20 protein-coding genes are annotated in these 21,617 nt (G+C 63.7%); 9 read left to right on the forward strand and 11 right to left on the reverse strand.

Annotation, left to right across the window (positions count from 1 at the left end):
* The first annotated feature begins 10 nt into the window (after positions 1–10).
* Together AC1DZ5_RS14355 and AC1DZ5_RS14360 are read left to right on the forward strand one after the other, a co-directional pair.
* Entirely contained in the window at positions 11–1,663 is a 1,653-nt protein-coding gene (locus tag AC1DZ5_RS14355; RefSeq protein ID WP_477890156.1) for an alpha-glucosidase family protein, read from the forward strand.
* A gap of 33 nt (positions 1,664–1,696) precedes the next feature.
* Positions 1,697–3,055: an MATE family efflux transporter gene (locus tag AC1DZ5_RS14360; RefSeq protein WP_477890158.1), complete on the forward strand. Its 1,359-nt coding sequence runs from the start codon at positions 1,697–1,699 to the stop codon at positions 3,053–3,055.
* Between the two features lie 6 nt (positions 3,056–3,061).
* Here AC1DZ5_RS14360 and AC1DZ5_RS14365 read toward each other — a convergent pair whose 3' ends face one another.
* From AC1DZ5_RS14365 to AC1DZ5_RS14375, 3 genes are all read right to left on the reverse strand, one after another.
* Positions 3,062–3,949 (reverse strand): SMP-30/gluconolactonase/LRE family protein, encoded by an 888-nt coding sequence (locus tag AC1DZ5_RS14365; protein WP_477890160.1) that lies wholly within the window; start codon positions 3,947–3,949, stop codon positions 3,062–3,064.
* Positions 3,940–4,719, reverse strand: coding sequence for an SDR family NAD(P)-dependent oxidoreductase (locus tag AC1DZ5_RS14370; RefSeq protein WP_477890162.1), 780 nt, complete (start codon positions 4,717–4,719; stop codon positions 3,940–3,942). Before AC1DZ5_RS14370 ends, AC1DZ5_RS14365 begins: the two co-directional genes overlap by 10 nt.
* Positions 4,720–4,795: 76 nt before the next feature.
* Complete coding sequence (locus AC1DZ5_RS14375) at positions 4,796–5,530, reverse strand: FadR/GntR family transcriptional regulator (RefSeq protein WP_477890164.1); 735 nt, start codon at positions 5,528–5,530, stop codon at positions 4,796–4,798.
* Between the two features lie 89 nt (positions 5,531–5,619).
* Here AC1DZ5_RS14375 and AC1DZ5_RS14380 point away from each other — a divergent pair, with 89 nt between their 5' ends.
* Complete coding sequence (locus AC1DZ5_RS14380; RefSeq protein ID WP_477890166.1) at positions 5,620–6,546, forward strand: 2-dehydro-3-deoxygalactonokinase; 927 nt, start codon at positions 5,620–5,622, stop codon at positions 6,544–6,546.
* Positions 6,543–7,175, forward strand: coding sequence for a 2-dehydro-3-deoxy-6-phosphogalactonate aldolase (locus AC1DZ5_RS14385; protein WP_477890168.1), 633 nt, complete (start codon positions 6,543–6,545; stop codon positions 7,173–7,175). Before AC1DZ5_RS14380 ends, AC1DZ5_RS14385 begins: the two co-directional genes overlap by 4 nt.
* Before the next feature lie 4 nt (positions 7,176–7,179).
* On the opposite strand, the gene rsmI is transcribed toward AC1DZ5_RS14385, so the two are convergent.
* Positions 7,180–8,091, reverse strand: coding sequence for a 16S rRNA (cytidine(1402)-2'-O)-methyltransferase (gene rsmI / locus AC1DZ5_RS14390; RefSeq protein ID WP_477890170.1), 912 nt, complete (start codon positions 8,089–8,091; stop codon positions 7,180–7,182).
* On the opposite strand from rsmI, the gene AC1DZ5_RS14395 reads away from it, so the two are divergent.
* From AC1DZ5_RS14395 to AC1DZ5_RS14405, 3 genes are read left to right on the forward strand one after another with little or no spacing between them, the layout of a single operon-like run.
* Entirely contained in the window at positions 8,092–8,481 is a 390-nt protein-coding gene (locus tag AC1DZ5_RS14395) for a YraN family protein (protein ID WP_477890172.1), read from the forward strand.
* Between the two features lie 58 nt (positions 8,482–8,539).
* Positions 8,540–9,139 carry a phosphoheptose isomerase gene (locus AC1DZ5_RS14400; protein WP_310342290.1) on the forward strand — a complete coding sequence of 200 codons (600 nt, stop codon included), beginning with the start codon at positions 8,540–8,542 and terminating at the stop codon, positions 9,137–9,139.
* The gene (locus AC1DZ5_RS14405) at positions 9,136–9,774 is read left to right on the forward strand and encodes a BON domain-containing protein (RefSeq protein WP_477890174.1); all 639 of its coding nucleotides are present in this window, start codon (positions 9,136–9,138) and stop codon (positions 9,772–9,774) included. The genes AC1DZ5_RS14400 and AC1DZ5_RS14405 overlap by 4 nt, the downstream gene beginning before the upstream one ends.
* Before the next feature lie 65 nt (positions 9,775–9,839).
* Here the strand turns inward: AC1DZ5_RS14405 and AC1DZ5_RS14410 are convergent, their stop codons facing one another.
* The 3 genes from AC1DZ5_RS14410 to AC1DZ5_RS14420 form a co-directional block, all read right to left on the reverse strand.
* Entirely contained in the window at positions 9,840–10,766 is a 927-nt protein-coding gene (locus AC1DZ5_RS14410) for an NAD(P)-dependent oxidoreductase (RefSeq protein WP_477890176.1), read from the reverse strand.
* A gap of 105 nt (positions 10,767–10,871) precedes the next feature.
* The gene (locus AC1DZ5_RS14415) at positions 10,872–12,008 is read right to left on the reverse strand and encodes a PilT/PilU family type 4a pilus ATPase (protein ID WP_477890178.1); all 1,137 of its coding nucleotides are present in this window, start codon (positions 12,006–12,008) and stop codon (positions 10,872–10,874) included.
* 153 nt (positions 12,009–12,161) lie between these two features.
* A complete protein-coding gene (locus AC1DZ5_RS14420; protein ID WP_477890180.1) occupies positions 12,162–13,205 on the reverse strand; it encodes a type IV pilus twitching motility protein PilT in 1,044 nt (347 codons plus the stop codon).
* A 54-nt stretch (positions 13,206–13,259) separates the two neighbouring features.
* Between AC1DZ5_RS14420 and AC1DZ5_RS14425 the strand changes: the two genes are divergently transcribed.
* On the forward strand, positions 13,260–13,958 hold the full coding sequence (locus tag AC1DZ5_RS14425; RefSeq protein WP_477890182.1) for a YggS family pyridoxal phosphate-dependent enzyme: 699 nt from the start codon (positions 13,260–13,262) through the stop codon (positions 13,956–13,958).
* Here the strand turns inward: AC1DZ5_RS14425 and AC1DZ5_RS14430 are convergent.
* The 3 genes from AC1DZ5_RS14430 to AC1DZ5_RS14440 all read right to left on the reverse strand — a co-directional run bounded on the left by AC1DZ5_RS14430 (position 13,955) and on the right by AC1DZ5_RS14440 (position 16,261).
* Entirely contained in the window at positions 13,955–15,082 is a 1,128-nt protein-coding gene (locus tag AC1DZ5_RS14430) for an ABC transporter substrate-binding protein (RefSeq protein WP_477890184.1), read from the reverse strand. The genes AC1DZ5_RS14425 and AC1DZ5_RS14430 overlap by 4 nt on opposite strands.
* Before the next feature lie 68 nt (positions 15,083–15,150).
* On the reverse strand, positions 15,151–15,711 hold the full coding sequence (locus AC1DZ5_RS14435) for a DUF3617 domain-containing protein (protein ID WP_477890186.1): 561 nt from the start codon (positions 15,709–15,711) through the stop codon (positions 15,151–15,153).
* 76 nt (positions 15,712–15,787) lie between these two features.
* Positions 15,788–16,261 carry an Lrp/AsnC ligand binding domain-containing protein gene (locus AC1DZ5_RS14440; RefSeq protein WP_477890188.1) on the reverse strand — a complete coding sequence of 158 codons (474 nt, stop codon included), beginning with the start codon at positions 16,259–16,261 and terminating at the stop codon, positions 15,788–15,790.
* Between the two features lie 96 nt (positions 16,262–16,357).
* Here AC1DZ5_RS14440 and putA point away from each other — a divergent pair, with 96 nt between their 5' ends.
* Positions 16,358–19,375 (forward strand): bifunctional proline dehydrogenase/L-glutamate gamma-semialdehyde dehydrogenase PutA, encoded by a 3,018-nt coding sequence (gene putA / locus AC1DZ5_RS14445; RefSeq protein ID WP_477890190.1) that lies wholly within the window; start codon positions 16,358–16,360, stop codon positions 19,373–19,375.
* 13 nt (positions 19,376–19,388) lie between these two features.
* Here putA and AC1DZ5_RS14450 read toward each other — a convergent pair whose 3' ends face one another.
* Positions 19,389–21,524: a putative bifunctional diguanylate cyclase/phosphodiesterase gene (locus tag AC1DZ5_RS14450; RefSeq protein WP_477890193.1), complete on the reverse strand. Its 2,136-nt coding sequence runs from the start codon at positions 21,522–21,524 to the stop codon at positions 19,389–19,391.
* Positions 21,525–21,617 lie beyond the last annotated feature (93 nt).

Here is a 21,617-nt window from a genome sequence, read left to right on the forward strand (position 1 = left end):
CGTTTTTTGTATGACCAAAGCATCGAATGACAATTGGTGGCGCGGCGGCGTCATTTATCAAATTTATCCCCGCAGTTTTGCCGACAGCAACGGCGATGGCATTGGTGACCTGGACGGCATCACGGCCAAGCTGGACTACGTGGCCGCCCTGGGCGCCGACGGCATCTGGCTCTCGCCCTTCTTCAAGAGCCCGATGAAGGACTTCGGCTACGACGTGAGCGACTACTGCGACGTAGACCCCATGTTTGGTACCGTGGCCGATTTCCGCAAGCTCGTGGACCGTGCCCATGCGCTGGGCCTGAAGGTCATGATCGACCAGGTGCTGTCGCACAGCTCGGACCAGCACCCCTGGTTTGTCGAGAGCCGCTCCAGCCTCACCAACCCCAAGGCTGACTGGTACGTGTGGGCCGACGCCCAAAGTGATGGCACGCCGCCCAACAATTGGCTCTCCATCTTTGGCGGTAGTGCCTGGCAGTGGGACACGCGCCGCTGCCAGTACTACATGCACAACTTTCTGACCAGCCAGCCGGACCTGAACTTCCACAGCCCGCAGGTGCAGGCGGCGCTGTTGGACACGGTCAAGTTCTGGCTGGACCTGGGCGTGGACGGCTACCGCCTGGACACCGCCAACTTCTACTTCCACGACGCCCAGCTGCGCAGCAACCCGCCGCGTGGTCGCCCCGATGGTGAAGACCCTGCCGTCAATGCCGTCAACCCCTATGGCTGGCAGTGGCACCAACACGACAAGAGCCAGCCCGAGAACCTGGTGTTCCTGCGCCGACTGCGCGCGCTGCTGGACCAGTACCCCAACACCACCATGGTGGGCGAAATTGGCGACGACGACGGCCTAGCCCGCGTAGCCGAGTACACCAGTGGTGGCGACAAGCTGCACATGGCCTACTGCTTTGACCTGCTGGGCACCGCGCACAGCGCGGCGCACTTCCGCGGCTTTGTGCAGCGCTTTGAAGAAGTGGCACCTGGGGGCTGGCCTTGCTGGGCACTGTCCAACCACGACGTGGTGCGCGTAGCCAGCCGCTGGGGCAGCGCTGACGAGCCCGCCCACCCCGATCTGTTGCGCCTGGGCGCTGCACTGCAAATGAGCTTGCGCGGTTCGCCCTGCATTTACCAGGGTGACGAGCTGGGCCTGCCCGAAGCCGACATTGCGTTCGAAGATTTGCAAGACCCCTACGGCATCACCATGTGGCCGGAGTTCAAGGGCCGCGACGGTTGCCGTACCGCCCACCCATGGGCCAAGGACTCGGCCGATCTGGGCTTCTCCAGCGTGGCCCAGCCGGCTGCCCCGTGGTTGCCGGTGATCGAGCCACACCGCGCGCTGGCAGTGGATGTGCAGGAGCGTGATACGGGTTCCTTGCTGCACTTCTACCGCGCGCTGCTGCGTTGGCGCAAAACCCAGCCTGCGCTGGTGAGCGGTACGCTGACCGTGCTGCCGGCCCATCCACAGGTGCTGGCTTTTGTGCGCGCCTTGGACGGTGCGCAGCTGCTGTGTGTCTTCAACTTTAGCGACACGGTTGCGCAGTGGGACATTCCCGCTGCCTATGTGGGCGCCAATGCAGTAGTCGGCAGCGGTCTGGCCGTTGTGCCCCGCGCAGGCAACACGCTGCAACTCGCACCCTGGGGTGGTGCCTACTACCGCATGGGCTGAACCAGGCAGGATGGTCGCTTTGCGGTAAGGTCCATGGCTATGACTGTGCCCGACCGCCCCCGCCTCAACATGATCGCAGGCCCCTTGCTGGGCGAATTTTTACTGGGCATGAGTGTGGCCATGGGCGGCCTGTGGCTGGCCTCACACACCTCGGACGCCGCAGCCGGCGCCTTCGGCCTGGTGAACCAGATTCTGGAAACCCTGTTGGTGGTGTTTCGCGTGCTGGCCATTGGCCTGGGGGTTGTGGTCACGCAGTACCTGGGCGGCCAGCAGCATGCGTCGGCACGTCGCGCGGCCTTGCTCGCGCTGGGCGCGAGTACGTGGGCCGGGGCCTTGGTGGTGTGCATTGTGGTGGCGGGCAACGACCTGGTGCTGGACTGGCTCAACGCGCCGGACCAGATCGTGGTGTTGGCGGCACCCTATCTACAGTGGTTTGCGCCCGCGCTGATGCTGGAGGCCTACAACCTCAGCATGGCCTCGGTGCTGCGCGCGCACTTGCACTCCAGGGATTCGCTTAAGGTCATGGTCGTCATGCACAGCAGCCATTTGTTGTTGGCCGCGCTGCTGATGCGCGATTGGGGCGAGTGGGATGGCATGGGGCTGGAGGGCTACGCCATTGCCATGCTGATCAGCCGCGCGCTAGGGTTGGTTATGCATTTGTGGTTCTGGCGCATCCGTATGCAATTGGTGCCCCGGTGGCGAGACTGGTGGTCGGCCGGCTGGAAAGACCTGTGGCCCGTGCTGCGTGTGGGGCTACCCGGTGCGGGCGTGGAGGTGGCCTACCGCGGCGCCTTCATGGTGTCCATTGCGGCGACCGCACGCCTGGGGGTGACCGCGTTGGCCACCCACTCCTACACCTTGCAACTCCTGAAATATGTGTTGCTCACCAGTATGGCGATTGGCTGGGCCTGCGAAATCATGGTGGGCCGGTTGGTGGGGGCGGGTGACTTGCGCGTGGCCAATGGGCTGGTACGCAAGGCCGTGCGCAATGGCTTGCTGGCGTCCGGCTCGCTGGCCTTGCTGGCGGCGCTGGGAGCGCCCTGGCTGATGCGCATCTTCACCAAAGATCCGGCTGTGATCCATGCGGCACAAACGCTGCTGTGGTTGTCGTTGTTGCTGGAAACCGGCCGCGTGTTCAACCTGATCTTGAATGGCGCCCTGCGCGCAACCGGCGATGCGCTGTACCCCGCTGCGTCCAGCGTGGCATCGCTGGTGTTGGTACTGGGGGTGGGGTCGTTCTGGCTCGGCCGGCTGTTCGGGCTGCCAGGCATCTGGATGGCCTATGCGATTGACGAATGGATTCGCGGTCTGCTGCTGTTGGCCCGCTGGCTGTGGCGTGGTTGGTTGCCCAACGCGCGCGACAGCCGCCGACGCTTGCGCGCCGGCGAGTAGTTCGCGCTAACCAAAGGTGCAGGGCAGCACGCCTTGCACACCGGGTTCCAGTACAAAGATGCTGCCTGCCAGTGGGTAACGCTCTAGCGTGGCATCGTCCAGGCCCACACGGGCACTGGTCACCAGCAACTGGTCCAGGTTCTTGCCACCAAACGCCATGCTGGTGATTTGTGTTGCTGGCAACCCAATGGTGCGCAGCAAGGTGCCTTGGGGAGCAAATTGTCGTATGCAACTGCCACCCCAAAACGCCACCCACACATTGCCATCGCGGTCCAGCGTCATGCCGTCGGGTGTACCTTCTTCGCCGCCAAACTTGTTCCACACGGTTTTGCCAGACAGCACGCCTTGGGGCGAGAGGTCGTAGCGGTAGACGGTGTTCAAGAACGAGTCGGTGTGCAGCATCCAGCTGCCGTCGTGCGCAATAGCCGGTCCGTTGGCAATGTAGATGCCACTTTCGACCACGCTGATCTCTCCCGACGGCGCAAGCTGGGCCAAACGGCCCTGGCGCAACCCGGGCTCATCGTTGCGCATGGATCCGGCCCAGATGCGGCCAAGGCAGTCGGCCTTGCCGTCGTTCAGGCGCACCAGCGGTTCACCGGGGTGGGGCGTGCCAACGGGTTCTATGCGCAAGCTGGGTTCCAGCCACAGGCGCACAAAGCCCGATTGCAGGCCGGCCATGAAGCCGTCGCCATCGGTACGCGGAATCAACCAGCCAATGCGCTCGGGCATGGCCCAGCTTTGGCGTGTATCGCTTTGCGGGTCCCAGCTATGCAACGCCTTGCCATGCACATCCACAAAATAGAAACGTTGGCTGGCGGCATGCCACATCGGGCCTTCGCCCAGCAGCAGGTTGGCGGGCCAGACGGTGCGGATAGTCGGCGTGCTCAGGTCCATCCGGCGTCCACCACAAAGTCTTGCGCTGTCACCATGCGGCTGTCGTCGGCCGACAGGAAGAGAGCCATATTGGCCACGTCACTGCCCACAATGCGGCCGGGCAGGCACTGGTTCTCGTCCATGGCTTTTTCACCGGCTTCGTCCACCCACATGGTGAGCTGCTTCTCCGTCATGATCCAGCCGGGCGTCAGGGTATTCACGCGGATATTGAGCTTGCCCAGATCGCGCGCCAGGCTGCGCGAGAGGCCCACGGTAGCCGACTTGCAGGTGGCGTATACGGGGTAGCCTGCGCCCTTGATCATCCAGCTGATGGATCCCAGGTTCACGATGGCACCGCCGCCCAGACGCTTCATGCCCTCGACCACGGACTGCGCCGCAAAGAAGGCCGGGCGCAGGTTGATGGCCACGCGCCAGTCAAAGTCGTCGGGCGTTACATCGGCCAGATCGTGGCGCTGGTCGTTGGCCACGTTGTTCACCAGCACGCTGATGTCACCAAAGCGCTCGGCCGTGGTGGCGATGGCGGCTTTCAGGGCCGCCACGTCGGCGGCATCGCTTTGCAAAAACAGCGGGGCGGGGCCGAACGCGGACGCCGCTTCGATGACCTGTGCGGCCGACTCGGCGTTGCGGCCCGTGAAGGCCACTTGGGCACCCTGGCGGGCGTAGGCGATCACGATGTCCGCGCCAATGCCGGAGCTACCGCCCGTGACAAAGACCGTGCGCCCAGCCAGGCTGGGGTAGGTCGCAAATGTGGAAAGGGATGGGGTTTGCATAGGAGGGTGGGAAGTTGCTTGCAAATTGTAATGGGAATGCCTAAATCATCATACAAATAAACGAATCCCTAGCAAATCACACAGGCGGTGAAATCACCGCCCGTTTCATCAGCGACCGAGTGTCTGACAGCAGGCCGGCCATGCGGTGCAGCGCACTCTGGGCGTCGCGAGCCTGGATGGCTTCAAACACCTTTTGGTGGTCGGGCAGGGCCTGCTTGAAATTCTCGGAAGTGCGGGCGCTCACGGCCAAGAGCGACTCCAACGCGCTGCCAATGATGGCGGCCAAGGGCATCAGCAGCGGGTTGTTGGTGGCCTTGAGCACGGCGGTGTGGAAGGCCAGGTCGGCCTGTACCCATTCGCTGATGTGGTGGGCCTCTTGCATGGCGTCCAACGCGCGCGCAATATCGGCCAGCTGTTCGGCCTTGTGGCTGGTGGCGGCCAGCGCGGCGGCGGATGGCTCGATGATCTCGCGCAGCTCGGTCAGGTGCTGCAAAAACTCTGCATCCGCGCCCGTGGCACAGCGCCAGGCCAGGATGTCGGGGTCCAGCAGGTTCCACTGCTCGGTGGGGCGCACCCGGGTGCCAATGCGCGGGCGGGGCTCCAGCAAGCCTTTGGCCGCCAACACCTTGATGGCTTCGCGCAGCGCGGTGCGGCTCACTGCCAGTTCGGCGCACAGCTGGTCTTCATTGGGCAACAAGGCTCCGGCGGCATAGACGCCGCCGACGACCCGGCGGCCCAACTCGTTCACTACCTGGCCATGCAGATTGCGCCCGGCGTAGGTGGCGTGGGAGGGCGTTGCAGAGGGTTTCATGGGGTGAGGCGGCGGTGTACTGCGGCAAAATCGGGTTTAATCATCATATGTTTAAATTCGCCTGAACATCTACTGTGAACTTTAAAAATATGGCTGCCAACCCTGTTGTTTCGATTGTCGGTATGGACTGGGGGACTACCCACCGCCGTGTTTACGCCATTGCCGGTGATGGCCAGTGCGTGCGTGAAATTTCCGATTCCGATGGTGCCCTGGCCTGCAAAGGCCGCTTTCCAGCCGCGCTGGACGCGGCTTTGCAGGCACTGGACGTGCAGGGCACGGGCGTGGTGCTGGCCGGCATGGTGGGTAGCGCGTTGGGCTGGCACGAGGTGCCCTATGTCGACAGCAGCGTGCCCGTGCAAGACCTGGCCACCCATGCCATGCGGGTGCCTGACGCCGCGCCAGGCGTGTCGGCCATCATCATCCCCGGCTACCGCGTGCGCAATGCGCAGGGCGTGCCCGACGTGATGCGCGGCGAAGAAACCCAGCTGCTGGGCGCCTGGGCCTTGGGCCACCGCAGTGGCTGGTTTGTGTTGCCGGGTACGCACAGCAAGTGGGTGGAGTTGAACGAAGGCCGCGTGGTACAGCTACGCACCTACATGACCGGTGAATTGTTTGACCTGCTCAGCAAACATGGCACGGTGGCTGCGGCCGCCGGTGGCGCGACGCCCGTGTGGGACGAGACAGCTTTTGCAGAAGGCGTGAAGGCCGCAGGCCACCATGCGCTGAGCCACCAGATTTTCAGCGTCCGGGCGCGTGTGGTCTGCAAGGACATGCCCGCCTCCAGCACCACCGCCTACTTGAGCGGTTTGCTCATTGGCACTGAACTCAAAGACGTGCTGCAGGGCAGTGCAGGCACGGGCCCGCAGGGCACGTTCAAGCTGCTGGGTTCACCGCAGTTGGCGGCCCACTACCAAACCGCGGCCCAGCATCTGGGCTTGTCGTTCGACATCCTTGATGCCAAGGCCGCCTTTGTGGCGGCAGTCCACCACATTCACTTGAACTGGAAACCACTATGAGCGATTCCCTGGAACTGTTGGCGCGTGCGCGCCACACCCCCTTGGTGGCCATCTTGCGCGGGCTAGTGCCCACCGAGGCGCAGGCCGTGGGTGAGGCGTTGGTCGAAAGCGGCTTTCGCACGCTGGAAGTGCCGCTGAACCGCCCCGGCGCGCTGGAGTGCATTGCCACGCTGGCACGTACCCTGCCGGCCGACGCTATCGTTGGCGGTGGCACTATGCTGACCGTGGCCGACGTGGAGGCCGTGCACGCCGCCGGCGGCCGCCTCATGGTCTCGCCCAACTGCGATGTGGCGGTGATTCGCCGTGCGGTGGAGCTGGGCATGCTGTGTGCTCCCGGTGTGGCCACGCCCACGGAGGCGTTTGCCGCATTGCAGGCGGGCGCCCACGCGCTCAAGCTGTTCCCTGCCGAAATGGTGGGCCATGGCGGCATCAAGGCGCTGAAGTCAGTGCTGCCCGCCGGGACCGATCTGTGGCCTGTCGGGGGCATCACCCCTGAAAGCATGGGGCCCTGGAAGAAGGCTGGCGCTACCGGCTTTGGCATTGGCAGCCAGCTGTTTGCGCCGGGCACCTCGGCGGCCGACGTGCTGGTGCGCGGTCGCGCTTACGTTCAGGCCTGGCAGCAGGCTTGAAGCGCTAGCCCTGCTTCAGGGCCAAGGCCCGCTCGTACAGCGCGTTGCGGGCCTCGCCGGTGATGTCCGCAGCCAGTTTGACTGCGGTTTTCAGTGGCAACTCTTCCAATAGCAGCTTGAGCACCCGGTCGTCGGGCGCCTGCGCAGCACTGGCCGGTGCGGGATGAATCACCAGCGCGAACTCCCCGCGCAACCGGTTGGCATCCGCTGCGAGCCAAGTCGCCAAGTCGCTTGCGGCTACGGTGGCAATCTCTTCAAACTGCTTGGTGAGTTCACGCCCCACGGTGACCAGGCGCGATGCCAGCGGTGCCAGCGCCAATGCCAACGCCTCAATGCGATGCGGGGCTTCCAGTAACACTACCGCACGGCGCTCTTCGGACAGCACCTGCACCTCATGCGCACGCTCAGTCGCTTTGGAGGACAGAAACCCCCGGAACACAAAACCACTGTGCCCATCCCCACCTTCGGCCAAACCTGCCGCGCACAAGGCCGTGGTCACACTGCTGGCACCGGGCAGGGGGATGCTGCGCAGGCCCGCGGCCCGCACCTGGGTCACCAGACGCGCACCGGGGTCGCTGATGCCGGGCGTGCCCGCATCACTCACATAGGCCACGCGCTGGTTCTGGCGCAAGCGGTCTACCACCACCTCGGCCGCCTGGGCCTCGTTGTGCTGGTGCACGGCCAGCAGCTGGCCCGCCGACTTGTCGATGCCATAGGCGCGCAGCAGTTGCTGGGTATGGCGCGTGTCTTCGCAGGCAATGGTGTCGGCCAGCGCGAGCACATGCAGGGCGCGCAGGCTGATGTCGGCCAGGTTACCAATGGGGGTGGCCACCAGGTACAACGCGCCCTGCGGATAATGCTGCGCACCGGCGGCCTCTTTGGCTGCGGACAGGGCAGAGATAAAAGACGCACTCATATGGGTTTCTTTCCAACACGACCAAGGCCAGGCGCCACTACCAAACAACTGGGGGACGCGGGAGAAGCCACGGCGCTGCGGCATTTGCAGGCCCAGGGCTTGCGACTGGTCGAGCGCAATTATCGAACCCCCGGACGCGGTGGTGGAGAAATCGACCTGATCATGCGCGCCCCCGATGGCACACTGGTGTTTGTCGAGGTACGCAAACGCGCTTCCACTACGCACGGCGGCGGTGCCGCCAGCGTGAGTGCCACCAAACAGCGGCGCATCATCTTCGCGGCCCAGCACTACCTGTTGCGCCTGCGTACCTTGCCACCATGCCGGTTTGATGTGGTGGTATTGGACGGCGACACGGTGCAGTGGCTGCAGGCGGCCTTTGACGCATCTTGATACAGGCCTTGACGCCCCAGCCAAAAGGGCCTTTGGGGGCCGCGGTATCATCCGGGCCATGCTGGAACAACGAATTCAACAACACTTCATTGACAGCGCAGACCTGAAATACCAGTCGGCGCAAGCCTTGAGCAAACCGATTGCTGCGGCCGTGCAAGCCATGCTGGCTTGCGTGACCAGCGGTGGCAAGGTGTTGGCCTGCGGCAATGGTGGCTCTGCCGCTGATGCGCAGCATTTTGCTGCTGAGTTTGTGGGCCGCTTCGAGCGTGAACGCCCCGAGTTGGGCGCCATTGCGCTGACCACCGACACTTCCATCATCACCGCCATTGCCAACGATTACGACTTCAACGTGATCTTCTCGCGCCAGGTGCGTGCCCTGGGGGCGCCAGGCGACGTGCTGCTGGCCATCTCTACCAGTGGCAACTCGGCCAACGTGTTGGCCGCCATCGAAGCTGCGCATGCGCGCGAGATGGTGGTAGTGGGCCTGACAGGCCGCAATGGCGGGAAAATGGCGCAGCTGCTGCGCGACACCGATGTGCACATCTGCGTGCCGCATGAGCGCACCGCCCGCATCCAGGAAGTTCATCTTTTGACGCTGCATTGCATTTGCGATGCGGTTGATGCCCAGCTGTTGGGCGAACAGGAACCCACCCCATGAAGAATCGTATTTTGAAACGTTTGGCCTTGGCTGCTGCACTGACTGGCACGTTGGCGGGCCTGTCGGCCTGCTTCCCGCTGCTGGTGGGCGGCGCCCTGGTGGGCGGTAGCTTGGTGGCCACCGACCGCCGCACCTCGGGCTCGCAGCTGGAAGACGAAGGCATTGAGCAACGCGCTGCCAGCCGCCTGCGCGAGAGCCTGGGCGATCGCGCCCACGTCAACGTGACCAGCTACAACCGCCAGGTGCTGTTGACCGGTGAAGTACCGACCGCGCAAGACAAGCAGTTGGTGGAGCAAATCGTCTCCCGCGTGGACAACGTGCAGAACATCGTCAACGAGCTGGCCGTACTGGGCAACGCCACGTTGACGCAGCGTTCGTCCGACGCGCTGGTGACCGGCCGCGTGAAGGCCGCTTTGGTCGACGCCAAAGACCTGTTTGCCAATGCCTTCAAGATCGTGACCGAACGGGGCACCACCTACGTGATGGGCCGCGTGACCGAGCGCGAAGCCGATCGTTCGACCACCATCATCAGAAGCACCTCGGGTGTGCAGCGCGTGGTGCGGATTCTGGAAATCATCTCGGAAGACGAGCTGGCGCGCACCCTGCCGCAAAAGCCGGCGGAACCCGCCAAGTAAATACAAACGGCCCCTCGGGGCCGTTTGTTATTGGGGTGAGCTAGGTTTCAGCGCCGGGTCACTATTTACTTCAGGCGTTTGATCAGACTGGAAGTGTCCCAGCGCTGGCCGCCCATCTGCTGTACATCGGCGTAGAACTGATCCACCAGGGCGGTCACCGGCAGGCGTGCGCCGTTGCGCTTGGCCTCATCCAGCACCAGGCCCAGGTCCTTGCGCATCCAGTCCACCGCAAAACCGAAGTCAAACTTGTCGGCCACCATGGTTTTGCCGCGGTTGTCCATCTGCCAGCTCTGCGCGGCACCCTTGCCGATCACGTCCAGCACCTGGTTCATGTCCAGCCCGGCACGCTGGCCAAAGGCCACGGCTTCACTCAGACCCTGCACCAGGCCGGCAATGCAGATCTGGTTCACCATCTTGGCGAGCTGACCAGCGCCGCTGTCGCCCAGCAGCGTGAATGCGCGTGAGAAAGCCATGGCCACGGGCTTCACCGATTCAAACGCCTCGGCATCGCCACCGCACATCACGGTGAGCAGGCCGTTTTGCGCACCGGCCTGGCCACCGGATACGGGGGCATCGATGAACTGCAGACCCTTGGCCCGGGCTGCGGCGCTGAGCTCACGTGCAATGTCGGCCGATGCGGTGGTGTGGTCCACAAAGATGGCGCCGGGCTTCATGCCGGCAAAGGCTCCGTCGGCGCCCAGCGTCACGCTGCGCAGGTCGTCGTCATTGCCCACGCAGCAGAACACGATATCGGCGTTCTGCGCGGCCTGGCGCGGAGTTTCGGAATGACTATGGGCACCATTTTGGCTGCTAGCCCCCGCAAAGTCTGTGCACCATGCTATGGATTTGGTAGCGGTGCGGTTGTACACCGTGACCTGGTGGCCAGCGCTGGCCAAGTGGCCGGCCATGGGGTAACCCATGACACCCAGGCCCAGAAAGGCGACGGAGTAGGCGGGGGATGCTTCGTAGGTTTTGGCGTTGATGGAGGGCATAGTTCTAATCGGTTGGAAAGGCAATTTTGCGCCGGGGCCGCCCCAAGCAAAATTAGCCCCCTTGGGGGGCAGCGACCCGCGCAGCGGCGGAGCGTGGGGGCCACATCACATAATTGCGAAATTTTCAGTGCCAGCGGACAGGTCGGTGGACTTGCCGCGTGCGCTGTTGAGCTTGATCTGCAGGCGCAGGTCGTTCAGCGAGTCGGCGTTGCGCAGCGCGTCTTCGTAGGTGATGGCGTTGGCTTCGTACAGGTCAAACAGCGCCTGGTCGAAGGTCTGCATGCCGGCCTGGCGGCTCTTCTTCATGATCTCTTTGACCTCAGACACTTCGCCCTTGAAGATCAGGTCGGAAATCAGCGGCGAGTTAATCAGCACTTCCACCGCAGCCACGCGGCCCTTGCCGTCCTGCTTGGGGATCAGGCGCTGCGACACCAGCGCCTTCAGGTTCAGCGACAAGTCCATCAGCAGCTGGCTGCGGCGCTCTTCGGGGAAGAAGTTGATGATGCGGTCCAGCGCCTGGTTGGCGCTGTTGGCGTGCAGCGTGGCCAGGCACAGGTGGCCGGTTTCGGCAAACGCCACGGCGTGCTCCATGGTCTCGCGGTCGCGGATTTCGCCCATCAGGATCACATCGGGCGCCTGGCGCAGGGTGTTCTTCAGCGCGGCTTCCCAGCTGTCGGTGTCCAGGCCCACTTCGCGCTGGGTGACCACGCAGTTCTTGTGCATGTGGACAAACTCCACCGGGTCTTCGATGGTGATGATGTGGCCAAACGACTTGTCGTTGCGCCAGTCCACCATGGCGGCCAGCGTGGTGGATTTGCCCGAGCCGGTGGCGCCCACCATGATGGTCAGGCCGCGCTTGGCCATCACAATTTCCTTCAGCACCTGGGGCACGCCCAGCCCGTCAATCGTGGGCAACACCTGTGGAATCACCCGCAGCACCATGCCCACCTTGCCCTGCTGGATGAAGGCGTTGACGCGGAAGCGGCCGATGTTGGCCGGCGCGATGGCGAAGTTGCTTTCCTTGGTGCGCTCAAACTCGGCCACCTGCTTGTCGTTCATGATGGAACGCGCCAGGGCCAGCGTGTGGGCGGCGTTCAGCGGCTGGGGCGAGACCTTGGTCACCTTGCCGTCCACCTTGATGGCTGGCGGGAAGTCCCCAGTGATGAACAAGTCGCTGCCATTGCGGCTGACCATCAGCTTGAGCAGGTCGTTGATAAATTTCGTGGCTTGATCGCGTTCCATAAGAACACCTCACTTTCTAAATAGTTACCGAGGAACGCAGGGTTCCCAAATTCCAGGAACACCGCAGGACCGGCTTCGCCGGACTGCTGGTGTTGCCCCCTGCAAGGGGGAAAGCGGCCACACGCAGTGGGCAAGCCGGGGGGTGTGCCATATCTAGCCGGGGAAGTTCTCGGGGATCTTGGCCTTGGTACGGGCTTCGGCGGGGCTGATGATGTTGCGCTTGACCAAGTCCGTGAGGTTCTGGTCCAGCGTCTGCATGCCCACGCTGTTGCCGGTCTGGATACTGGAGTACATCTGCGCCACCTTAGCCTCGCGGATCAGGTTGCGGATAGCGCTGGTGCCCAGCATGATCTCGTGCGCGGCCACGCGGCCCTGTCCGTCCTTGGTCTTGCACAGGGTTTGCGAAATCACGGCTTGCAGCGATTCGGACAGCATGGCCCGCACCATTTCTTTTTCTTCGGCGGGGAACACGTCAATGATCCGGTCGATGGTCTTGGCGGCACTCGACGTGTGCAGTGTGCCAAATACCAAGTGCCCGGTTTCCGCGGCCGTCATGGCCAGGCGGATGGTTTCCAGGTCACGCATTTCGCCCACCAGAATCGCGTCTGGATCTTCCCGCAGCGCCGACTTCAGCGCGGCCGCAAAGCTCAGCGTGTGTGGTCCCACTTCGCGCTGGTTGACCAGGCATTTTTTGGACTCGTGCACGAACTCAATCGGGTCTTCTACCGTCAGAATGTGGCCGAACTCGGTTTCGTTCAAAAAGTTGACCATGGCCGCCAGCGTGGTGGACTTGCCCGAACCCGTGGGGCCCGTCACCAGCACCATGCCGCGCGGCTTCAGGGCCAGGTCGGCAAAAATCTTCGGCGCGTTGAGTTGTTCCAGCGAGAGGATCTTGGACGGAATCGTCCGGAACACGGCGCCGGCGCCGCGGTTGTGGTTGAAGGCGTTAACGCGGAAGCGCGCCAGGCCGTCGATCTCGAACGAGAAGTCGATCTCCAGAAACTCTTCGTACATCTTGCGCTGGGTGTCGTTCATGATGTCGTACACCATGGCGTGGACCTGCTTGTGGTCCAGCGGCTCCACGTTGATGCGTCGCACATCGCCGTGCACACGGATCATGGGGGGCAGACCTGCGGAAAGGTGCAAGTCGGAAGCCTTGTTTTTGACGCTGAACGCCAGCAGCTGGGTAATGTCCACGGAATCCTCTTTCGCTGAGATGGGCTGGGAAGGGTTTGGTACGCTTGGGAGATTATGACGATGATTGCCGACAATCTCTACGCTGTTCGCAGCCGCATCGCCCAGGCCTGCACCGCAGCGGGCCGCTCGGCGGACGCGGTGCAGTTGCTGGCGGTCTCCAAGACCTTTGGGCCCGAGGCCGTGCAGGCCGCGTTTGACGCCGGCCAGCGCGCCTTTGGCGAGAACTACATCCAGGAGGCGGTGGAGAAGATGGCCGCGCTGGAACACCTGGCTGTGGAATGGCACTGCATAGGCCCCATCCAGAGCAATAAGACGCGCCTGGTGGCCGAGCACTTCCAGTGGGTGCATACCGTGGACCGGCTGAAGATCGCCCAGCGCCTGAGCGAGCAACGCCCGGCCCACCTGCCACCACTGCAGGTGTGCGTGCAGGTGAATGTGGATGGCGGCCCCACCAAGTCGGGCGTGGTGCCCGACGAAGCCCTGGCGCTGGCCCAGGCGGTCGCTGCGCTGCCGCGGCTGCAGCTGCGTGGCCTCATGTGTATTCCAGAGCCCGCTCCTGATTTCGTAGCTGCCAGCGCAGTGTTTGCGAGGGCTAGAGGCCTGTTTAATGCCTTAAACACCGCAGGGCTGGCGCTGGACACACTGTCCATGGGCATGAGCGCCGACATGGACGCTGCCGTAGCCAGCGGCAGCACGCTGGTGCGCGTGGGCACCGCGATCTTTGGCGGCCGCAGCTACCCAGCCGCGACTTAGGTGCGCACGCGCCCGTCGCCGGTGAGCATGGACATTTCCACAAAACTTGACCCGGTATGCTCTGCGCGTGAGAAATTCACGTTGAAGCCGCCCACAGGCTGGCCGTTGATGCTTTCTAGCGCGGCAATCAGGGCGTCGGCACCTCCTTTGGCGCCGCTACGTTTTAAGCCCTCAGCCAATACCTTGGCGGCGATATAGCCCTCCATACTGGAAAAGTTGGCTTGTACGGCACCGTTTGTTTTGCGGGTTGCCTCTGAAAATTCCCGCGAAATGGCTTTGCTGCCGGTATAGGGCGATGGGACTACCTGCGATACCACGACGCCAGCCCCTTCCTTGCCCAATTCATCGGCCAGCGCTTGCGTGCCTACAAAGGACACGTTGTAAAAACCACCACCGTAGCCTGCCTTGCGTGCTGCTCGTATGTACGCTGCGCAAGATTTGTAGGCACTGATTTGTACGACGGCTTCGGGCATGGCCGCGTTAATGGTCTCAACCGCTTTGGCGACATCCACTGAATTACGCTCTACCGTCGCGATGGCCACCGGCTTCAGGTTCAAGCTAGTCAAGGCGGCCGTCATGCCGTCCAGGCCGGCTTTTCCGTAGGCGTCGTTTTGGTAGAACACCGCGACTTTGGTAAGCCCCACGTTGTGCAGCTGCTTGACGATCAGGGCTGTTTCGTCGTTGTAAGAAGCGCGTATGTGAAAGGCATAGCGATTGAAGGGGGTGCGCAATGCCATGGCGCCGGTGAATGGCGCAATGAAAGGGACCTTGGCCTTCGTGGCCAATGGCAATGCCACGATGCTGGTGGGGGTGCCTATATAGCCGAACAGCGCGGTAACGTCATCCTCTAGCAGCTTGCGGGTGTTTTCTTCGCAGCGGGCTGGCTCATAGCCGTCGTCGAGCTTGCGAATTTCAATGCTGCGCCCAGCAATGCCACCTGTGGCGTTGATCTGATCAAAATAAAGCTTGGCGCCCGCATGAAACTGAATGCCGAGCTGGGCCGCAGGCCCTGTAAAGGCGGCCGACTGGCCAAGGATGATTTTGTCGGACTGGGCGTGTACGGCCGGAAACCCGACCAGACTCGCTGCGCCGGCAGCGAAAGAGAATTGGCGACGATTGATCATCTTGTCATTTTCCCCTGAATAAGGGTATACCCTTGGTTCTTGTTGCGATTGGAGATAAGTTGCGCACTCTATTTCCGCGGTGACTGTTCAAGCAAGGGCTTCACGCTGCCGCAATCGCTGCCCAGCCATTTGCCCTGGGCCTGCATGTCCATGGTTTCTTCCTTGCCTTTGACTGTGGTGGTCGTGGTCATTTTCATGGCGTAGGCCTCGGGGCTTGTGTAGGTGACCTGGCCCTCGCCATGGCTGGGAGGTGTGGTGCAGGTGAATGCGAACTTCTGGGTGTTGCCCGTGCGTGGGCTGGGCGTGTGGGTGCAGTGGCCCTGCTGGGCGGGGGCCACCTCGTTGCGCGCCGCCATCTCGGGTGTCAGGCATATCTTCACGGCCATGCCACCGCCCGGCGTTGGGCTCATCTGCATGCCTTTTTTTGCCATCATGTCTTCCACCATCTTGCGCTGCTCGGGCGACATGCTTGCCATCTGCTTTTGCATCTGGGCCATGGCCGCATCGGCCTTGCTGCCGGGGGCGCCCTGCATCTGGTTGGTGATTTCCCACAAGCCGGGCTTCATGCTCTGGGCGTGGGCGGTCAGCGATACCAGCAGGGTGGCGCAGGCCAAGATTGGGAGTTTCATGGGGGCTCCGGTGGCGGTGGAAGGAATCCATTGTGAGCGTGCCGTGCGCGTTTGCAAAGTGGCCCGGCAAAGCGCTCTAGCCCAGTGCCAGGTGGGTGGAGTTCTTCACCTCTTCCATCACCGCGTAGGTGCGCGTTTCGCGCACGCCGGGCAGCTGCCACAGCACGGTGCCGGCAAACAGGCGGTAGGCCGCCATGTCGGCCATGCGGGTCTTGAGCAGGTAGTCAAAGCCACCCGCCACCATGTGGCACTCCATGATCTCGGGGTACACCTGCACCGCGGCCTTGAAGGCGTCAAACATGTTGGGCGTGGTCTTGTCCAGCAGCACTTCCACAAACACCATCATTCCGGCGCCCAGCTTGAGTGGGTTCAGTCGTGCCTCGTAGCCCAGGATGTAGCCGTCCTTGGTCAGGCGCTGCACACGCGCCAGCACGGCGGTCGGCGACAGCGCCACCAGCTCGGCCAGCTTGAGGTTGGACAGGCGACCGTCCTGCTGCAGGCAGGCCAGGATCTTGAGGTCAATGCGGTCCAGTTCTGGCGGGAGGCTCATGCTGAGTTTTTATCGGTAAGGTGAAGAAAATATGGTGATTAATTCAGGCAAATAAGCGTAACCATAGCGCATTCGATCAAGTTTTAGGAATTCCCCATGCCCGCCGTGTCCCGCCTGCCCAATCCTTACCGCCCCGAGGGCGCCACCGTGTCCCAGCGCCTGCAGTCGCTGGAGGCTGCGCTGGACTGGGCCGATGCCGCCCGCGTGGCCGCCCCCTGGGTGCAGGCCGTGCGCGACAACCCGCCGCCCTTCTGGGCGATGGAGAGCTTGCTCAAGGAATACCCCATCTCCAGTGCCGAAGGCCTGGCCCTGATGCGCCTGGCCGAGGCACTGTTGCGCGTGCCCGACGCCGAGACCGCCATTGCGCTCACCACCGACCAGCTGGGCCGCGCCGACTTCGAGGCCAGCGGCGACAAGGTGCTCTCGCGCCTGTCCAGCACGGCCATCGCCCTGTCCAAACACTTTTTGCCCGACGCGCAGCAGGAGCCCGGCATCATGGCCAAGCTGGGGGCCAAAACGGTGGTGGCTGCTACGCTGCGCGCCGTGCAACTGCTGGGCCGCCAGTTTGTGCTGGGCCAAACCATGCCCGAGGCCATGAAGGAGGCCGACGCGGCGCGCAAAAAATCCAATGTGCGCTTTAGCTACGACATGCTGGGCGAGGGCGCACGCACCGACAAGGACGCGCTGCGCTACCTGAAAAGTTATGCGAATGCTATTGAATTCATAGCTGCTCGCGCAAGCAAGACGGTGGCTTTGGCCAAGAATGACGGTATTTCCATCAAACTGAGCGCCCTGTTCCCGCGCTACGAAGACGCGCACCGCGAGCAGGTGCTGTTGGTGCTGGTGCCGCGCGTGTGGACGCTGTGCATGGCCGCGGCCGACGCCAACATCAACCTCACCATCGACGCTGAGGAGGTGGACCGGCTGGAGCTTTCGCTGGAGGTGCTCGACGCCCTGCTGGTGCGTGTGGCCGCGCACTGCCCAGCCTGGACTGGCCTGGGCCTGGCCATGCAGGCCTACCAGACGCGGGCACTGGAGCTCATTGAGCACGTCACCGCGCTGGCGCGCAAGCACCAGGTCAAGCTCATGTGCCGCCTGGTCAAGGGCGCGTACTGGGATGCCGAAATCAAGCGCGCCCAGGAGCTGGGCCTGCCGCACTACCCGGTGTTCACCCACAAACACCACACCGATGTGTCCTACCTGGCCTGCGCGCGTGCGCTGCTGGCCGTGCCGGACGCCATCTTTCCCCAGTTCGCCACGCACAACGCGGCCACCATTGCGGCCATCCTGCAAATGGGTGCCAAGAGCGGCGCGGCCTTTGAGCTGCAGCGCCTGCACGGCATGGGCGAAGGCGTGTACCGCGAGGTGCTGAAGAACCCGCTGATCAGCTGCCGCATCTACGCCCCGGTCGGCGCGCACCGCGACCTGCTGGCCTATCTGGTACGCCGCCTGCTGGAGAACGGCGCCAACTCCAGTTTTGTGCACCAGCTGGCCGATGAATCGGTGGGCATGCAGGAGCTGCTGATCTCGCCGCTGCGCCTGGAGCCCCAGCCCAGCCTGCCGCTGCCGGCCGACCTGTTTGGCAGTCATGCCGGTGCGCGCGCCAACAGCACGGGGCTGGACCTGACCGTGCCCGCCCACCGCGACCCGCTGCTGGCCGCGTTGCACAGCACCCCCGTGCCCGTGGTGCCCGAGGCCGATGTCAAAACCCTCCCCAGCGCTTATGTCGCCTGCGCAAGCAGCTATCAAAAGTGGAGCAAGGTGCCCGTGGAAGAACGTGCCGTGGTGCTGCGACGTGCGGCGGATGCACTGCAGGACGCTATGCCGCGGTTTTGCGCACTGCTGGTCAAAGAAGCCTTCAAGACCTGGGGCGACGCCGTGAGTGAAGTGCGCGAGGCCGTGGACTTCCTGCGCTACTACGCCGACGAGGCGCAGCGCATCATGCAGCCCATCGCATGCCCGGTGGTGGCGAATGCGCAAGCGGGCTACCAGTACGGCGTGACCGGCGAAACCAACACCCTGCGCCTGACCGCGCGTGGCGTGTGGGTCTGCATCAGTCCCTGGAACTTCCCGCTGGCCATCTTCATGGGCCAGGTGGCCGCCGCCTTGGCCACGGGCAACACGGTGCTGGCCAAGCCGGCGGAGCAAACGCCGGGTGTGGCCAAAGCCGCGGTAGACCTGCTGGTGGCTGCTGGCGTGCCGGCCGATGCCCTGCAGCTGCTGCACGGCGCGGGTGAGACTGTGGGCGCGGCCCTGGTGGCGCAGCCTGGCGTGGCGGGCGTGGTGTTCACCGGCTCCACCCAGGTGGCCAAAATCATCCAGCGCGCGCTGGCCGCCAAAGACGGCCCCATCGTTCCGCTGATTGCCGAGACTGGCGGCATCAACGCCATGCTGGTGGACAGCAGCGCGCTGCCCGAGCAGGTGGTGGACGCCGTGGTGCAAAGCGCCTTCCGCTCCGCCGGCCAGCGCTGCTCCGCGCTGCGCCTGCTGGTGGTGCACTCGGCCATTGCCGATGGGGTGATCGAGATGCTGCAGGGCGCGGCCGAACTGCTGCTGGCTGGCAACCCCGCCGACCTGGCCACCGACCTGGGCCCGGTGATTGACCGCGAGGCGTTTGACAATATTCAGCGCCATATCACCCGCCTGAAATCTGAGTCAAAAGTGCTGTTGGCCCCCGCAGAATATGCGCTAGCAGCTACTAATTCAATAGCAAATCTGATTGCGCCACATGCCTTTGAAGTGGAAACCATTGCCCAGGTGAAAGCCGAAATCTTCGGCCCCGTGCTGCAGGTGGTGCGCTGGGACAGTGACCCCGCGGAGGTGATCCACCAGATCAACGCGCTGGGCTATGGCCTGACGCTGGGCATCCAGACCCGAATCGACAGCCGGGCCCAGGCGCTGGCGGCAGCGGCCCATGTGGGCAATATCTACATCAACCGCAACATGATTGGCGCCGTGGTGGGTGTGCAGCCCTTTGGGGGCGAAGGCCTGAGTGGCACCGGCCCCAAGGCGGGTGGGCCGCACTACCTGTACCGCTTCTGTGCCGAACAGACCGTGACCGTGAACACCACGGCCGCGGGGGGCAACGCCGCGTTATTGGCCAGCATGCACTGAAGAGGCGGCGGGCTCATGCGCGTGCAGCCACCCACTCGGCCAGCGCCTCGGCGGGCATGGGCCGGGCAAACCAGTAGCCCTGCGCATAGTCGCAGCCGGCCTGCAGCAGCAGGTCGCGCTGCAGGGCCGTCTCCACGCCCTCGGCCACCACCTGCAGACCCAGCGCATGGGCCATGGCGACCATGGCCTTGCACAGGGTGAAATTGGTGGACTGTGCGTGCAGGTCACGCACAAAGGACTGGTCGATCTTGATGAAGTCGATGTCGAACTTCTGCAGGTACGACAGCGAGGAGTAGCCCGTGCCAAAGTCGTCCAACGCCACCTGGATGCCCGCATCGCGCCATTCCAGCAACTTGGCGGTGACGCCGGCATTGCTGTCCAGCAACACGCCCTCCGTGATCTCCACGGTCAGGCATTCGCCCGGCAGGCCCTGGGCCTGCAGGCGCTGCACCCAGGTTTCGTTCTGCGTGCGCGCATGCTGAAACTGCACGGGTGAGCTGTTGATGCTGATCTGGAACTGCGGGTGCACGCTCTGGCGCCACTGCTGCACCTGGCGGGCCGCCTGGGCAAACACCCAGTCACCAATCTCCACAATCAGGCCACTGGTCTCGGCAATGGGGATAAAGGCGGCCGGGCTTACCACGCCACGCTCGGGGTGCTGCCAGCGGATCAGCGCCTCGGCTTTGTGCACTGCGCCCGTGGCCAGCTCCACGATGGGCTGGTACAACAGGTGGAACTGCCGTGCACCCAGCGCAAAGCGCAGGTCGGTGGCCAGGCGTGCGCGCGTCAGCGCAGCCTCCTGCAGCGCCGGGGTGAAAAAACTGTAGCGGTTGCGCCCCGCGCCCTTGGCCACATAGAGCGCCTGGTCGGCGTTTTTGTACAGCGCCTCCACCTCGGTGCCGTCCAGCGGGTACAGCGTGATGCCGATGCTGGCGGAGACAAACATTTGCTCGGTGCCCAGCTGAAAGACCTGCGTCATGCTCTGCAGCAGCTTCTCCAGCAGGGGTTCCAAGCCCCCGGTGTCGGTCAGCTCGGTGATGAGGATGGTGAACTCGTCACCGCCCATGCGGGCCACGGTGTCGCTCTCACGCACGCATTGGCGCAGGCGCTGTGCGGCCTCTGCCAGCAGCAGGTCACCGTTGTCGTGGCCCAGGGTGTCGTTCACGGCCTTGAAATGGTCCAGGTCGATGAAAAGGATGGCCAGCTGCAGGTTATCGCGTCGACTGCGCTTGATCTCCTGCTCCAGCCGGTCGCGCAGCATGCGCCGGTTGGGCAGGCCGGTCAGCGGGTCAAAGTAGGCGTGCTGGCGCACCAGTGCTTCGGCGTTCTTGCGCGCGGTGATGTCGGTGTGCGTGCCAATCATTCGCAGCGGGTGGCCCGCGGCATCGCGGCTGATGACCATGCCGCGCGTGAGCACCCATTTCCAACTACCGTCCTTGCAGAGCACGCGGTGTTCATTGGTGTAGGTAGGGGTCAGGCCGTCAAAGTGAGCCTGGCGGTCCTGTGCCAGCTGGGCCAGGTCATCGGGGTGGGTGCGGTTGTCCAGTTCGTCGGGGTGACTGCGCAGCTCGTCTTCGGTGAAGCCGTACATCTCGATCAGGCGCTTGGACAGAAACTCCTTGCCCTCCTGGATGTGCCAGTCCCACACGCCGTCGCCCGCACTTTCCAGCGCCAGCTTCCAGCGTTCCTCGCTCTCGCGCAGCGTGGCCTCGGCCAGCTTGCGCTGGGTAATGTCCACATGCGTGCCAATCATGCGCAGGGGCTTGCCGTCTTCGGCGTAGTTGACCACCATGCCGCGCGTGTGCACCCAGATCCAGCTGCCGTCTTTGCAGCGCAGGCGCAGGTCGGCGGTGTAGTCCTCGGCCTGGCCGGCCAGGTAGGCGGTGAAGGTCTGGGTTACCCGGGCCAGGTCGTCCGGGTGCAGGCGGCTCACAAAAGCCTGGTTGGTGCGGGGAATCTCGCCCACCTCGTAACCCAGCATTTCTTGCCAGCGGCGCGAGTGGATCTGCTCGCCGGTGACCAGGTTCCAGTCCCAGGCGCCAGCGCCCGAGCCTTCCAGCGCGAGTTTCCAGAGGCTATCGGCGTCTTCCTCAAACAGGGCGCCGCTCCAGGCACGCACAGGCAGCGGTTCCGGGGTTCCGGTGGACATGGAGGTGGGCAGATCGTCGGTCACAGCGTGGCTGGCACAAAAAGGGGTGGCGGCACAAAGGAGCGAGGGGTCAAATGACTGTACCCCAAAACC

It is taken from the genome of Rhodoferax sp. P1_F3, assembly GCF_056405715.1.

What these genes read in the sequence shown, in the direction of transcription:
- AC1DZ5_RS14415 (WP_477890178.1), bottom strand. Translation starts at nt 12,008, where the DNA reads ATGGAACGCGATCAAGCCACGAAATTTATCAACGACCTGCTCAAGCTG.
- AC1DZ5_RS14440 (WP_477890188.1), bottom strand. Translation starts at nt 16,261, where the DNA reads ATGAGCCTCCCGCCAGAACTGGACCGCATTGACCTCAAGATCCTGGCC.
- AC1DZ5_RS14375 (WP_477890164.1), bottom strand. Translation starts at nt 5,530, where the DNA reads ATGAAACCCTCTGCAACGCCCTCCCACGCCACCTACGCCGGGCGCAAT.
- AC1DZ5_RS14400 (WP_310342290.1), top strand. Translation starts at nt 8,540, where the DNA reads ATGCTGGAACAACGAATTCAACAACACTTCATTGACAGCGCAGACCTG.
- AC1DZ5_RS14425 (WP_477890182.1), top strand. Translation starts at nt 13,260, where the DNA reads ATGACGATGATTGCCGACAATCTCTACGCTGTTCGCAGCCGCATCGCC.
- AC1DZ5_RS14365 (WP_477890160.1), bottom strand. Translation starts at nt 3,949, where the DNA reads ATGGACCTGAGCACGCCGACTATCCGCACCGTCTGGCCCGCCAACCTG.
- AC1DZ5_RS14355 (WP_477890156.1), top strand. Translation starts at nt 11, where the DNA reads ATGACCAAAGCATCGAATGACAATTGGTGGCGCGGCGGCGTCATTTAT.
- AC1DZ5_RS14410 (WP_477890176.1), bottom strand. Translation starts at nt 10,766, where the DNA reads ATGCCCTCCATCAACGCCAAAACCTACGAAGCATCCCCCGCCTACTCC.
- AC1DZ5_RS14370 (WP_477890162.1), bottom strand. Translation starts at nt 4,719, where the DNA reads ATGCAAACCCCATCCCTTTCCACATTTGCGACCTACCCCAGCCTGGCT.
- putA (WP_477890190.1), top strand. Translation starts at nt 16,358, where the DNA reads ATGCCCGCCGTGTCCCGCCTGCCCAATCCTTACCGCCCCGAGGGCGCC.
- AC1DZ5_RS14430 (WP_477890184.1), bottom strand. Translation starts at nt 15,082, where the DNA reads ATGATCAATCGTCGCCAATTCTCTTTCGCTGCCGGCGCAGCGAGTCTG.
- AC1DZ5_RS14435 (WP_477890186.1), bottom strand. Translation starts at nt 15,711, where the DNA reads ATGAAACTCCCAATCTTGGCCTGCGCCACCCTGCTGGTATCGCTGACC.
- AC1DZ5_RS14450 (WP_477890193.1), bottom strand. Translation starts at nt 21,524, where the DNA reads ATGTCCACCGGAACCCCGGAACCGCTGCCTGTGCGTGCCTGGAGCGGC.
- AC1DZ5_RS14405 (WP_477890174.1), top strand. Translation starts at nt 9,136, where the DNA reads ATGAAGAATCGTATTTTGAAACGTTTGGCCTTGGCTGCTGCACTGACT.
- AC1DZ5_RS14380 (WP_477890166.1), top strand. Translation starts at nt 5,620, where the DNA reads ATGGCTGCCAACCCTGTTGTTTCGATTGTCGGTATGGACTGGGGGACT.
- rsmI (WP_477890170.1), bottom strand. Translation starts at nt 8,091, where the DNA reads ATGAGTGCGTCTTTTATCTCTGCCCTGTCCGCAGCCAAAGAGGCCGCC.
- AC1DZ5_RS14385 (WP_477890168.1), top strand. Translation starts at nt 6,543, where the DNA reads ATGAGCGATTCCCTGGAACTGTTGGCGCGTGCGCGCCACACCCCCTTG.
- AC1DZ5_RS14360 (WP_477890158.1), top strand. Translation starts at nt 1,697, where the DNA reads ATGGCTATGACTGTGCCCGACCGCCCCCGCCTCAACATGATCGCAGGC.
- AC1DZ5_RS14395 (WP_477890172.1), top strand. Translation starts at nt 8,092, where the DNA reads ATGGGTTTCTTTCCAACACGACCAAGGCCAGGCGCCACTACCAAACAA.